Here is a 13,031-nt window from a genome sequence, read left to right as displayed (position 1 = left end):
CAGTGCGCGCTCATCGGGCGTTCGGGTCCTTGTTGAACCACTTCTTGTAGATGGCGGCGTAGCTGCCGTCCGCGCGGATCGCGGCCAGGCCGGCCGTGAGCTTGTCGAGCAGCGCCTTGTCGCCCTTCTTCACGACGATGCCGAAGCCTTCCTCGGGGAAGGACTTGTCGTCGAGCGTCTTGAGCTCGGGGTTCTGCGCCACGCGGTAGGCGATCACGCCGTTGTCGCCCATGGCGGCATCGACGCCGCCGCCGGCCAGCTCGGAAATGATGAGCGGCGTGCTCTCGAAGCGGCGGATGTTGGGGCTGGTCTTGCCGAACTCGCGCGAGGCGATGTCGTCGGCCGTGGAGGCGCTCACCACGGCAATCTTCTTGCCGGCCAGGTCCTTCAGCGAGGCCACCGTGCTGCCCTTGGGCAGCGCGATCAGCTGGCGCGCCGCGAAGTAGGGCGGCGTGAAGTCGTAGCTCTGCTTGCGCTTCTCGTTGATGGTCACGCCCGAGATCACGAGGTCGACGTCGCCGTTGTTGAGCGCGCCGAAGATGCCGGTGAACGGCGTGTTCACCACCTTGATCTTCAGGCCCTGCTGCCTGGCAATGGCGTTGATGATGTCGATGTCGAAGCCGACGATCTGCTTGTCCTTGTTCTCGAAGGCGAAGGGCGCGTAGGTGGCGCTGGAGGCCACGGTGAGTTCGCGGTTCTGGGCCTGGGCGCCAAAGGCGAGCGTGGCGGCGGCAAGGCCGAGCGCCAGGGCGCGGCGGATGGAGTTCATGCGGGGACCTCTTCCTCTTTGTTCCGCCGGACGGCGGGATGTGTCTGTGGAGTGGGCGGGAATTCTAGGGTGCCAGGTGCCCGAGCGGCCAGGCGCTGCTGGCCTTCACCTCGCCCAGCGAGAAGCTGGTGTGCAGGTCCTTCACGTTCGGCAGGTTCATGAGGTGCTGGCGCGCGAAGGCCGAGAAGCTGTCCAGGTCCTGCGCCACCACCTGCAGCTCGAAGGTGCCGGTGCCGCTGATGTAGTGGCAGGCCACCACCTCGGGCAGCTTGCGGATCGCATCCTCCAGTTTCAGCGTTGCATCGTTGGTGACGCGCTCGGTGTCCACGCGCACGAAAGCGAGCACGCCCAGCCCTATCTTGTGGCGGTCGATCTCGGCGTGGTAGCCCTTGATGAAGCCGACCTCCTCCAGCGCGCGCACGCGGCGCCAGCAGGGCGCGGCCGAGAGCCCCACGCGCTGCGCAAGCTCGGCGTTGGTGAGGCGGCCGTCGGCCTGCAGTTCTTGCAGGATTGCGAGGTCGAACTTGTCAATGCTTTCCATGGAGGGCGATATTAAGCAAGATTCTTCCTGGAAGCTGGTTTTTTGGGGCACAGAACGCAAACACCTGTCGCGCACCCCGGCATACACTTTGCGTGACCATGGGCTCGCGCCCTACCCGGGCACAGACCCACACCCATCAGCCAGGCCCAAAAGGCCCTGCCACACGGAGACAGACAAACATGAACGCACCGCTGCCCGAGCACATTCGCCGCGCGCTGGAAACCGTCACGCTCGACGACAAATACAGCCTCGACTACGGCCGTGCCTTCATGAGTGGCGTCCAGGCGCTGGTCAAGCTGCCGATGCTGCAGCGCCTGCGCGACAAGCAGGCCGGCAAGAACACCGCGGGCTTCATCAGCGGCTATCGCGGCTCCCCGCTCGGCGGCTACGACCAGGCGCTATGGAAGGCCAGCAAGTTCCTGAAGGAACAGAACATCGTCTTCCAGCCCGGCGTGAACGAAGAGCTCGCCGCCACCGCGCTCTGGGGCACCCAGCAGCTGGGCTTCTCGCCCGCGGGCACCAACCGGTTCGACGGCGTCTTCGGCATCTGGTATGGCAAGGGCCCGGGCGTGGACCGCTGCTCCGACGTCTTCAAGCACGCCAACATGGCAGGCACCACCGAATGGGGCGGCGTGATCGCGGTCGCGGGCGACGACCACATCTCCAAGAGCAGCACGGCCGCGCACCAGAGCGACCACATCTTCAAGGCCTGCGGCACGCCGGTGTTCTTTCCGGCCAACGTGCAGGAAATCCTGGACCTGGGCATCCACGCCTTTGCGATGAGCCGCTTCTCGGGCATCTGGTCGGGCATGAAGACGATCCAGGAAATCGTCGAGTCGAGCGCCACGGCGATGATCGACCCGGACCGCGTCGAGATCGTCATTCCCACCGATTTCCAGATGCCGCCCGGCGGCCTGCACATCCGTTGGCCCGACCACGCGCTCGAGCAGGAAGCGCGGCTCATGCACTACAAGTGGTATGCCGCGCTCGCCTACATCCGCGCCAACCGCCTGAACCACAACGTGATCGAGGGCCCGAACGACCGCTTCGGCATCATGGCCAGCGGCAAGGCCTACAACGACACCCGCCAGGCCCTGATCGACCTGGGCCTGGACGACGCCACCTGCCGCCAGCTGGGCATCCGGCTGCACAAGGTGGGCGTGGTGTGGCCGCTGGAGGCGCAGCTCACGCGCGACTTCGCCACCGGGCTGCAGGAGATCCTGGTGGTCGAAGAAAAGCGCCAGGTCATCGAATACCAGCTGAAGGAAGAGCTCTACAACTGGCGCGCCGACGTGCGCCCCACCGTGCTCGGCAAGTTCAACGAGCTCGACGGCGACTTCTCCGGCGGCGAATGGGCCATGCCCAACCCCACGGCCAACACGCTGCTGCGCGCCAATGCCGACCTGAACCCGGCACTGATCGCCAAGGCGATTGCGCAGCGCCTGCGCAAGCTCGGCATCCTGGAGCAGGCCGGCGCCGACATGCGCGCGCGCATCGACGCCCAGATGGCCATCCTCGAGGCCAAGGAGCGCTCGATGGAAGTGCTCAAGGTGGGCGGCGTGCAGGGCGCCGACCGCCAGCCCTGGTTCTGCTCGGGCTGCCCGCACAACACCAGCACCGTGGTGCCCGAGGGCTCGCGCGCGATGGGCGGCATCGGCTGCCACTTCATGGCCACCTGGATGGACCGCTCCACCATCGGCTTCACGCAGATGGGCGGCGAGGGCGTGCCGTGGGTCGGCCAGCAGCCCTTCACCACCGACCAGCACATCTTCGCGAACCTGGGCGACGGCACCTACTTCCACAGCGGCCTGCTCGCCATCCGCCAGAGCATCGCCGCCGGCGTGAACATCACCTACAAGATCCTCTACAACGACGCCGTCGCCATGACCGGCGGCCAGCAGGTCGGCGAGCGGCCCGAGGGCCACTCGGTGCTGCAGATTGCCGAGAGCCTGCATGCCGAGGGCGCCAAGAAGGTCGTCATCGTGACCGACGAGCCCGAGAAATACGAGGGCGTGAACATCCCGGGCGACCACGTGGCGGTCAAGCACCGCGACCTGCTCGACGAGGTCCAGCGCGAGTTCCGCGAGATCGCCGGCACCACGGCCATCATCTACGACCAGACCTGCGCCACCGAGAAGCGCCGCCGCCGCAAGCGGGGCACGGCCGTCGATCCGGCCAAGCGCGTGGTCATCAACGAGCTGGTCTGCGAGGGCTGCGGCGACTGCAGCGTGCAGAGCAACTGCCTGTCGGTCGAGCCGCTGGAAACCGAGTTCGGCCGCAAGCGCGCCATCAACCAGAGCAGCTGCAACAAGGACATGAGCTGCCTGAAGGGCTTCTGCCCGAGCTTCGTCACGGTCGAGGGCGGCCAGCTCAAGAAGAAGGCCAGGGACAAGGCCGATTCGCCGCTCGCGCTCGGTCCGCTGCCCGATCCGGCCGTGCCGGTGCTGGCGCAGGACCAAGTGTGGGGCATCGTGGTGGCCGGCGTCGGCGGCACGGGCGTCATCACCATCGGCCAGCTGCTGGGCATGGCGGCGCACATCGAGGGCAAGGGCATCGTCACGCAGGACGCGGCCGGCCTCGCGCAAAAGGGTGGCGCCACCTGGAGCCATGCGCTGATCGGCCAGTCGCAGGACGCGATCCGCACCACGCGCGTGGGCACCGCCGCGGCCGACCTCATTCTGGCGGCCGATCCGCTGGTGGCCGTCAACGCCGAAACCCTGGCGCGTATGCGCGAGGGGCGCACGCACGTGGCGCTCAACACGCACAGCACGCCCACCGCCGCCTTCGTGCGCAACGCCAACTGGGTGAACCCGCAGGACGACTGCGCCAGCCAGATCGCGCGCGCCATCGGCGCCGATGCGCTCGGCACCTTCGACGCCGATGCCGCGGCCACCACGCTGATGGGCGACAGCCTCTATGCCAACCCGATGCTGCTGGGCTTTGCCTGGCAAAAGGGCTGGATCCCGCTGGCGCTCGAGTCGCTGCTGCGCGCCATCGAACTCAACGCGGTGGCGGTCGAGAACAACAAGGCCGCCTTCGCCTGGGGCCGCCAGGCGGCCGTCCGCCCGGACGAGCTGCAAAAGCGCCTGCGCCCGGGCCAGGTGATCGAGTTCAAGAAGCGCGAAACCGTCGAAAGCCTGGTGGCGCGCCGCGTCGAATTCCTCGCGGGCTACCAGAACGCGGCCTATGCCGAGGAATACCGGCAGTTCGTGGACAAGGTCCGGCAGGCCGAATCGGCGCTCGGCAAGAGCGCGCTGGCCGAAACGGTGGCGCGCTACCTGTTCAAGCTCATGGCCTACAAGGACGAGTACGAGGTGGCGCGGCTGCACACCGACCGCAGCTTCCTCGCGCGGGTCGAGGGCATGTTCGAGGGCGAGGTGGGCAAGGACTTCAAGCTCAACTACCACCTCGCGCCGCCCATCATCGCCAGGAAGAACGCCAAGGGCCAGCTGCAGAAGCAGAAGTTCGGCCCCTGGATGCTCTCCGGCTTCCGGCTGCTGGCCCGGCTCAAGGGCCTGCGCGGCACGGCGCTGGACGTCTTCGGCCGCACCGAGGAGCGCAGGACCGAGCGCGCGCTGATCGGCGAGTACCGCGCGAGCATCGAGGAAGTGATTGCTGGCCTTCGCGCCGAGAACCATGCGCTGGCGCTGGAGATCGCAAGCCTGCCCGAGCAGATCCGCGGCTACGGCCATGTGAAGGAGCGCAACCTCGCCGCGGCCCGCACCCGCTGGAGCGAGCTGCTCGCCAAGTGGCGCAACCCGCAAGAGGCGCAGCGCGCCGCCGCGTGATTTTTCCGGAGGCCGGCCTGGCACCGCCGGCCGCATCGCGCGCTTGCTCCTGAAAAGCTAGCAAGAGACACGCAGCCGCAGCCCATGGAAAGCCCTGCCCCGCGCGCCGGATAAGCGCGCGGAGCGGGGCATTGCCACGAATACAATGCCCGCTGCTGCGCGCGGCCGACGCCGCCTCAAGCTCTGACTCGCGGCCTTTTCCACGGGGCCGCGGAACCGCGGGCCCGATCCGCGCTTCTGACATTCCTCTCTTCTCTCTGCTGGAGACTCTCTTGTTCATTTCCTCTGCTTTCGCCCAAACCGCACCCGCAGCTTCCGGCGGCGGCGACATGCTGTCCTCGCTGGGCAGCATGCTGCCCCTGGTGCTGATGTTCGTGGTGCTGTATTTCGTGATGATCCGCCCGCAAATGAAGCGCCAGAAGGAAGCGCGCGCCATGATCGAGGCGCTGGCCAAGGGCGACGAAGTGGCCACGGCCGGCGGCGTGCTCGGCAAGATCACCTCGCTCGGCGACCAGTACCTCGGCCTCGAAATCGCCAATGGCGTGGAGATCAAGATCCAGCGCAGCGCTGTGGTCCAGGTCCTGCCCAAGGGCGCCGTCAAGCAGTAAGCCCAGCAATCAACGCGCGGCTCGGCCTTGCGCTTTGCGGCGCATGGCCTCAAGTCACGCCTGTGTCCCATCTTTAATAAGTTTGTGAAAAGCGCCCGCTCATGAACCGTTATCCGGTCTGGAAGTACGCGATCATCGTGATCGTGCTGCTTGTGGGGTTGATCTATTCCCTGCCGAACTTCTTCGGCGAGGCGCCTGCCGTGCAGGTGTCCGCGGCCAAGTCCACCGTCAAGGTCGACGCGGCCACCCAGAGCCGGGTCGAGGAGGCGCTCAAGGCGGCCGGGCTCGCGCCCGACCTGCTCACGCTCGAGGGCGGCTCGCTGCGCGCGCGCTTCGCCACGCCCGACGAGCAGCTCAAGGCGCGCGACACGCTGCAGCGCACGCTGGTGCCCGATCCGGCCGATCCGCCCTACGTGGTGGCGCTGAACCTGGTCTCGCGCTCGCCGGCCTGGCTCACGGCGCTGCATGCATTCCCGATGTACCTGGGCCTGGACCTGCGCGGCGGCGTCGACTTCCTGCTGCAGGTCGACATGAAGGGCGCCATCGACAAGAAGGCCGAATCCTTCGCGAGCGACCTGCGCACCACCTTCCGCGACAAGGGCATCCGCGGCACCTCGGTGAACCGCAACGGCCAGGCCATCGAGGTCTCGTTCCGCGACGCGGCCGCGCTGGAAGCGGCCAAGCGCCTGATCCAGGACCAGTTCCAGGACCTCGCCACCACCGACAGCCAGGACGGCAGCAACTGGCGCCTGGTGGCCACCATCAAGCCCGAAGCCGCGCGCCGGCTCCAGGACGCGGCGCTCAAGCAGAACATCACCACGCTGCACAACCGGATCAACGAACTCGGCGTGGCCGAGCCGGTGATCCAGCAGCAGGGCCTGGACCGCATCGTGGTGCAGCTGCCCGGCGTGCAGGACACGGCCAAGGCCAAGGACATCCTGGGACGCACCGCGACGCTCGAGATGCGCCTGGTCGACGAAAGCGCCGAAGGCCGCGCGGCCGAACTGAGCGGCGGGCCGGTGCCCTTCGGCTCCGAGAAATTCCTCGAGCGCAACGGCCGCCCCGTGATCGTGAAGAAGCAGGTGCTGGTCACCGGCGAGAACCTCACCGACGCGCAGCCCGGCTTCGACCAGCAGAGCAACCAGCCCAAGGTCGACCTGACCATGGACGCCAAGGGCGGCCGCATCATGCGCGACGTGAGCCGCGAGAACTACAAGAAGCGCATGGCCATGCTGATCTTCGAGAAGGGCAAGGGCGAAGTGCTCACGGCCCCGTCGATCAACGGCGAGCTCGGCAACCGCTTCCAGATTTCCGGCTCGATGACCGTGGCCGAGGCCGCCGACCTCGCGCTGCTGCTGCGCGCCGGCTCGCTGGCCGCGCCGATGGAGATCATCCAGGAACGCACCATCGGCCCGAGCCTGGGCGCCGACAACATCGAGAAGGGCTTCAAGAGCGTGATGTATGGCTTCCTGGCCATCATGGTGTTCATGTGCGCCTACTACGCGCTGTTCGGCCTGTTCTCGTCGATCGCGCTGGCCGTCAACCTGATGCTGCTGGTGGCCATTCTCTCGATGCTGCAGGCCACGCTCACGCTGCCCGGCATCGCGGCCATGGCGCTGGCCATCGGCGTGGCCATCGACTCCAACGTGCTGATCAACGAGCGCGTGCGCGAGGAGCTGCGCAACGGCGCCTCGCCGCAGGCGGCCATCCACGCCGGCTACGACCGCGCCTGGGGCACGATCCTCGACTCCAACGTGACCACGCTGATCGCGGGCATCGCGCTGCTGGCCTTCGGCTCGGGCCCGGTGCGCGGCTTCGCGGTGGTGCACTGCATCGGCATCGTCACCTCGATGTTCTCCGCCGTGTTCTTCTCGCGCGGCCTCGTGAACTTCTGGTACGGCCAGAAGAAGAAGCTCAAGACGGTGTCGATCGGCACGGTCTGGCGCCCCAAGACCGACGGCACCGCCGTGGCTGAAGGCAAGTAAAGGTCAAGGACAAGCGCCATGGAATTCTTCCGCATCCACAAGACCATCCCGTTCATGCGCCACGCGCTGGTGCTGAACATCGTCTCCTTCGTCACCTTCGCGCTGGCGGTGTTCTTCCTGCTGCACCGCGGGCTGCACCTGTCGGTGGAGTTCACGGGCGGCACCGTGATGGAGGTGGCCTACCAGCAGTCCGCCGACATCGGCAAGGTGCGCGAGGCCATCGGCAAGCTCGGCTACCCCGACGTGCAGGTGCAGAGCTACGGCACCTCGCGCGACGTGCAGATCCGCCTGCCGGCGCAAAAGGGCATGAGCTCCGACCAGCAGAGCGCGCAGGTCATGCAGGCGCTCAAGTCGGTCGATCCCTCGGCCACGCAGCGCGGCATCGAGGTGGTCGGCCCGCAGGTCGGCGAGGAGCTCACCACCAACGGGCTCAAGGCACTCGGCATGGTGGTGGTGGGCATCATGATCTACCTGGCGATCCGCTTCGAATGGAAGTTTGCGCTTGCCACCGTGCTCGCCAACCTGCACGACGTGGTCATCATCCTGGGCTTCTTCGCCTTCTTCCAGTGGGAGTTCTCGCTCGCGGTGCTGGCGGCGGTGCTGGCGGTGCTGGGCTACTCGGTCAACGAATCGGTCGTGATCTTCGACCGGGTGCGCGAGAACTTCCGGCGCTACCGCAAGATGAACACCGTCGAGATCATCGACAACGCGATCACCTCGACCATCAGCCGCACCATCATCACGCACGGCTCGACGCAGCTGGTGGTGCTCTCGATGTTCTTCTTCGGCGGCCCGACGCTGCATTACTTTGCGCTGGCGCTGACCATTGGCATCTGCTTTGGCATCTACTCGTCCTGCTTCGTGGCGGCGGCCATTGCCATGTGGCTGGGCATCAAGCGCGAAGACCTGATCAAGGGCGGCCCGGCCAAGCGCGACGGCGGCTCCGAGGACGACCCGAACGCCGGCGCCGTGGTCTGATTGCGCCGGATCAACGGGACGCGCCGCGCAAAGCCCGCCGCCATGCCGCAGGTGATGCACACTTGTGCGGTGGCGCTTGCCGATGCAAGCTCTCGGCTTTCGCCGAAAAATAGAGTCCCGTTGGCCTTCCTGATCCTTCAATGAGCACCGCGCGGTCCGCTTCCTCCCTGCAGCTCGCACGCGAGACGCGCGAGCGCTTCGTTCGCGCCACCGAGGGCGTCATCGTCCCGCTGGCGCAGGCGATACGGGATCGCCTGACGCAGCAGGCCTCGGAAATCGGCAGTGCGCGCGCCATGCAGGAGAGCCGCGACGACTTCGTGGCGTTCCAGGGCCAGGCCTCGCAATGGGTGTCGCTCGCGCAGGCGGGCTGGCGCAAGTCGGTAGACGCGCCAGCAGGTGCGGTGCCCGCCGCGCCGGCCGCGAAGCTGCGGCTCGAACTCATCGGCGACGATGCCATGGAGAGCAGCATCCTGTCGTCGCGCCTGGCGCAGCTGATCCACGACAAGGCCAGCTTCGAACTCAGCGACCTGCGGCTGCGCATCCAGTTCCTGGAAGGCACCGCAGAACTCGACGCCCACGACGTGCTCAGGCCCGAAACCCTGGCCCGGCTGCTGGTGGACCAGTGGCTGGCGGCCGGCCTGAGCCGCGCGCTCTGGGCCCGCGTGCAGGACACCGTGCAGCAGCAGCTGGTCGGCGTGGTCGTCAAGGCCTACGAAGACGCCAACGCCTTCCTGGTTTCGCAGGGCGTGATGCCCGAAATCGATCTCAAGAGTTTCGTGCGCCGCACCGGCAGCAGCACCACCGGCGGCGGCGCCACCGGGCCGGCCACGATGCCGGCCTCGCCCCATGCCGGCGGCGCCATGCGGCCAGCAGGGGCCGTGCAGCGCCAGGGCGGTGCCGATACATCCCCGCAGGCACGGGGGGCGTTCGCGCCGTCCGCGCCGGCCTTCACCACGGGCGGCTCGCCGCTGCTGGCCGCGCGCCAGCGTGCGCAGACGGCGCTGCTGAGCCTCAAGCGCTTTGTCGCCGCGCGCATCGGCGCGGAAACGCCGGCCTCGCCTTCGGCTTCGATGACGACCACGGGAATGGACGGCCATGCGGCCGTCGCGGGGTCCGGCGCGACCGGTGCGGCTGCCCCGCGTGCCGTCTCCCAGACCTTCGCCGGCATGATCGCCGAGGCCGAAGCCGCCTACCGGGCCGCCGCCACGCAGTACATGCAGGGCTCGGCGCCGGGCGCCGCGGAGCAGGCCACCCTCATCCAGCAGGCCTCGGTCGACCTTCGGCGGCGCAGCGCGGAACTCAAGAAAAAGGCGCCCACCACCGCCGACAAGGCCACGGTCGAGATCGTCGCGCTCATGTTCCAGGCCATCCTTGCCGAGGAGCGCATTCCCTTCTCGGCGCGCGTGTGGTTTGCGCGCCTGCAGATGCCGGTGCTGCGCGTGGCCATTGCCGAGCCCGAGTTCTTCGGCACGCTGCAGCACCCGGCGCGCATGCTGATCGACCGCATGGGCTCCTGCGTGATGGGCTTCGATGCCGCGGCCATCTCGGGCAGTGCGCTCGAGGGCGAGATCCGCCGCGTGGTGCAGGTGATCGAGCAGTATCCCGAAACCGGCCAGCGCGTCTTCAAGCTGGTGTTCGACGAGTTCGTGGCCTTCCTGAACCGCTATCTCACGCAAAGCGACGCCACCCAGCGCGTCATGAGCGTGGCGCAGCAAGTCGAGCAGAAGGAAACGATGGCGATCCAGTACACCATCGAGCTGCGCAAGATGCTCAACGACATGCCGGTGCGCGAGGAGATCCGCGAGTTCCTCTTCAAGGTCTGGGCCGAGGTGCTGGCGATTGCCGCGCTGCGCTACGGCGCCCAGGGCGAGCAGACGGTGATGCTCAAGCGCGTGGCCTCCGAGCTGGTGTGGGCGGCGAGCGCCAAGCCCAACCGCGCCGACCGCGCCCGCGTGATCCAGGACCTGCCGCAGCTGCTGCAGCGCCTGCGCCTGGGCATGAACCTGCTGGGCATCATCGACGAGCCGCAGGAAGCCCACATCAAGGCCATCGGCGCCACCTTGTCCGATGCCTTCCTGTCGAAGACCGAGGCCATTCCCGCGGCCAAGATCGAGGCGATGGCCGAGCGCCTCGCGCACCTGGAAGATTTCGTCACCGACGACGGCGGCGCCTCCAGCCTGCCGCTCGATGCGACCAGCATCGAACTGCTGCTGGGCGTGGATGCAGCCTCGATCGAGGTCGTGGCCGACACCGTGGGCGGCGTACCGGCCGAAGACATGCTGGCCTGGGCCCACGAGCTGGAGGTGGGCAACTGGTTCATGCTCGACCACAACGACCGCGTGAGCCAGGTGCAGTTCGTCTGGCGCAGCGACCGCAAGCAACTGCACCTGTTCGCCTCGGCCGACGGCCGCAGCTTCCTGATCCAGGTCGGCCGGCTGGCCAACTACCTGCAGGCCGGCCTGCTGGTGCCCGCCGAGGAAGAAACGCTCACGGTGCGCGCCACGCGCGAGGCGCTGGCCAAGCTCGATGCGAATCCGGAGCGCCTGCTGAACTAGCCGGCTAGTGCGCGACGCGGCCTTCGCGGCTTTCGCAGAGTTCGTCGAGCACCAGCGCATCGGGCTCGATCCCGGTGCTCCAGTGCACCATCAGCACGATGATCTTGAGCTCGTCGAGCGCGACCGGATCGCCCGGCGCCGCCATGGCGCGCTCGATGACGATCTCGCGCAGGCCGCAGGACAGCACGTTCGACGATTCGAGAAAGCGGATGAAGCCCAGGCAGTCGGCGCCCAGATGCTCCTGCTCGGCCTGCGAGTAGACCCGCATGGCGTTGTCCGACTGGGGCAGGGCCGCTTCGGGCGCGCCGCGCAGCGTGACCGTGGCCACGGTGTCGTCGCCGGGACTTCGTTCGAACTGCAGGCCCTGGGTGGCAAGGCTCAGGCCGTCGAGCCAGTGCAGCGCATCGCGGATTTCTTCGGGCTCGAAGCCGTGGGCGCTGAGCTTGCGGCCCAATTGCTGGGGTTCGGGGCAGGCATCGCCGCGCCAATAGTTTTCGTAGACAAACACGAGCACTTCGAACATGGGCCCAATATAGCCGAGGAAACGATGGCTCGCCCCCAGGGCTTCATGCACCTCGTGTCACTTCGCGGTGTTTCACGAAAAAGCGGGCGCGGGCCCGGGCGTCAGCCGATGGCCGCTCTCTGGAACAGGCCGCCGGGCAGCCGCGCGACGTGGCCGTCGAGCTCGAGTTCGAGCAGCCTGGCCTGCAGCGCGGCGGCGCTCCAGCCGGTGCGCGCGCCCAGCGCGTCCAGGCTCACGGGATCGAAACCGAGCGCGTCCAGCAAGGGTTCTTCGCGCGCGGCGGACACGGCGCCGGCATCGCCGTTCACGGCCGCCGGTGCCGCCGCGCTGCCCGCGTGCAGAAAAGACGGCAGCTCCTCGAGGATGTCGTTGACCGATTCGACCAGCTTCGCGCCCTGGCGGATCAGCGCATGGCAGCCGCGCGACTGCGGCGAATGGATCGAGCCCGGAATGGCGAACACTTCCTTGCCCTGCTCCGAGGTGAGCCGCGCGGTGATCAGCGAGCCCGAGGCGAGCGCGGCCTCGACCACCAGCGTGCCGCGCGCCAGGCCGGCGATGAGGCGGTTGCGCTTGGGAAAGTTCTGCGTGAGCGGCGGCGTGCCGAGCGGCAGCTCGCTCACGATCAGGCCCTGCAGCGTGATGCGGTGCGCGAGGTCGCGGTGCCGCGCCGGATAGACGCGGTCCAGGCCGGTGCCCACCACGGCCACCGTGGCCAGCCGCGGCATGTCGCCGGCCGCATCGAGTGCGCCCTGGTGCGCGGCGCCATCGACGCCGAGCGCGAGGCCCGACACCACCGGCAGGCCCGCGTCGCCCAGCGCGCGCGCAAAGGCGCGGGCGTTGGCGGCGCCCTGCGGCGTGGGATTGCGGCTGCCGACCACCGCAATGCTGTGGCCGAGTTGGGTCAGGTCGAAGTCCGCGGCGCCGAGCACGTAGAGCATCAGCGGCGGGTCGGCCATCTCGAGCAGCGAGGCGGGGTAGGCGGCATCGCCCAGCGTGACCAGGCGGCGCGCGGCACCGTCATCGTGGCCGGGCTGCAGCCACTGCCAGGTCTGGTCGACTTGGGCCTGCAAGCCCGGCGGCGGTTGGTGCAGCGCGTCGGCCTGCGCCGCCGACACCACCTGGCGCAGCGCCTCGCCGGTCTGCGCAAAGACTTTCTCGGGCAGGCCGAAAGCCGCCAGCAGCCGGCGCGCGGCGCCATCGCCGATGCCCGGCGTCAGTGAAAGCCGCAGCCAGCCTGCGAGTTCTGCTCGGTCCAAATGAAGCGGAGAAAGAAGAAAGCGGAAA

At 68.0% G+C, this 13,031-nt stretch carries 9 protein-coding genes; 5 read left to right on the top strand and 4 right to left on the bottom strand.

The genetic code is table 11. From position 1 onward, the window contains the following. Nucleotides 1-10: 10 nt before the first annotated feature. Nucleotides 11-769, bottom strand: a complete 759-nt coding sequence (locus ACAM58_RS25515) for a basic amino acid ABC transporter substrate-binding protein (protein ID WP_369663779.1) — start codon at nucleotides 767-769, stop codon at nucleotides 11-13. 64 nt (nucleotides 770-833) lie between these two features. Then, nucleotides 834-1,310 carry an Lrp/AsnC family transcriptional regulator gene (locus ACAM58_RS25510; RefSeq protein ID WP_369663778.1) on the bottom strand — a complete coding sequence of 159 codons (477 nt, stop codon included), beginning with the start codon at nucleotides 1,308-1,310 and terminating at the stop codon, nucleotides 834-836. Nucleotides 1,311-1,489: 179 nt separating this feature from the next. Here ACAM58_RS25510 and ACAM58_RS25505 point away from each other — a divergent pair, with 179 nt between their 5' ends. The 5 genes from ACAM58_RS25505 to ACAM58_RS25485 all read left to right on the top strand — a co-directional run bounded on the left by ACAM58_RS25505 (nucleotide 1,490) and on the right by ACAM58_RS25485 (nucleotide 11,224). Beyond that, nucleotides 1,490-5,098 carry an indolepyruvate ferredoxin oxidoreductase family protein gene (locus ACAM58_RS25505; protein ID WP_369663777.1) on the top strand — a complete coding sequence of 1,203 codons (3,609 nt, stop codon included), beginning with the start codon at nucleotides 1,490-1,492 and terminating at the stop codon, nucleotides 5,096-5,098. Between the two features lie 272 nt (nucleotides 5,099-5,370). Further along, entirely contained in the window at nucleotides 5,371-5,706 is a 336-nt protein-coding gene (gene yajC / locus ACAM58_RS25500) for a preprotein translocase subunit YajC (RefSeq protein WP_018905224.1), read from the top strand. Nucleotides 5,707-5,807: 101 nt separating this feature from the next. After that, nucleotides 5,808-7,691 (top strand): protein translocase subunit SecD, encoded by a 1,884-nt coding sequence (gene secD, locus ACAM58_RS25495; protein WP_015867858.1) that lies wholly within the window; start codon nucleotides 5,808-5,810, stop codon nucleotides 7,689-7,691. Nucleotides 7,692-7,709: 18 nt separating this feature from the next. Beyond that, nucleotides 7,710-8,669 carry a protein translocase subunit SecF gene (secF, locus tag ACAM58_RS25490; RefSeq protein ID WP_015867857.1) on the top strand — a complete coding sequence of 320 codons (960 nt, stop codon included), beginning with the start codon at nucleotides 7,710-7,712 and terminating at the stop codon, nucleotides 8,667-8,669. A 140-nt stretch (nucleotides 8,670-8,809) separates the two neighbouring features. Further along, a complete protein-coding gene (locus ACAM58_RS25485; protein WP_369663776.1) occupies nucleotides 8,810-11,224 on the top strand; it encodes a DUF1631 family protein in 2,415 nt (804 codons plus the stop codon). A 4-nt stretch (nucleotides 11,225-11,228) separates the two neighbouring features. Here the strand turns inward: ACAM58_RS25485 and ACAM58_RS25480 are convergent, their stop codons facing one another. Continuing rightward, the gene (locus tag ACAM58_RS25480; protein WP_369663775.1) at nucleotides 11,229-11,747 is read right to left on the bottom strand and encodes a DUF494 family protein; all 519 of its coding nucleotides are present in this window, start codon (nucleotides 11,745-11,747) and stop codon (nucleotides 11,229-11,231) included. Nucleotides 11,748-11,848: 101 nt separating this feature from the next. Further along, nucleotides 11,849-13,003: a DNA-processing protein DprA gene (dprA, locus tag ACAM58_RS25475; RefSeq protein ID WP_062364040.1), complete on the bottom strand. Its 1,155-nt coding sequence runs from the start codon at nucleotides 13,001-13,003 to the stop codon at nucleotides 11,849-11,851. Between the last annotated feature and the right edge of the window lie 28 nt (nucleotides 13,004-13,031).

It is taken from the genome of Variovorax sp. V116 (assembly GCF_041154435.1).
GTDB classification, from domain to species: domain Bacteria; phylum Pseudomonadota; class Gammaproteobacteria; order Burkholderiales; family Burkholderiaceae_C; genus Variovorax; species Variovorax paradoxus.
The sequence above is the reverse complement of the archived record's forward strand: the minus strand, read 5'-3'. Positions and strand labels throughout refer to the sequence as shown.

Bases quoted from the DNA above. Each gene is read 5' to 3' on its own strand.
- ACAM58_RS25515 (WP_369663779.1), bottom strand. From the start codon at position 769: ATGAACTCCATCCGCCGCGCCCTGGCGCTCGGCCTTGCCGCCGCCACG.
- ACAM58_RS25510 (WP_369663778.1), bottom strand. From the start codon at position 1,310: ATGGAAAGCATTGACAAGTTCGACCTCGCAATCCTGCAAGAACTGCAG.
- ACAM58_RS25480 (WP_369663775.1), bottom strand. From the start codon at position 11,747: ATGTTCGAAGTGCTCGTGTTTGTCTACGAAAACTATTGGCGCGGCGAT.
- secD (WP_015867858.1), top strand. From the start codon at position 5,808: ATGAACCGTTATCCGGTCTGGAAGTACGCGATCATCGTGATCGTGCTG.
- ACAM58_RS25485 (WP_369663776.1), top strand. From the start codon at position 8,810: ATGAGCACCGCGCGGTCCGCTTCCTCCCTGCAGCTCGCACGCGAGACG.
- ACAM58_RS25505 (WP_369663777.1), top strand. From the start codon at position 1,490: ATGAACGCACCGCTGCCCGAGCACATTCGCCGCGCGCTGGAAACCGTC.
- secF (WP_015867857.1), top strand. From the start codon at position 7,710: ATGGAATTCTTCCGCATCCACAAGACCATCCCGTTCATGCGCCACGCG.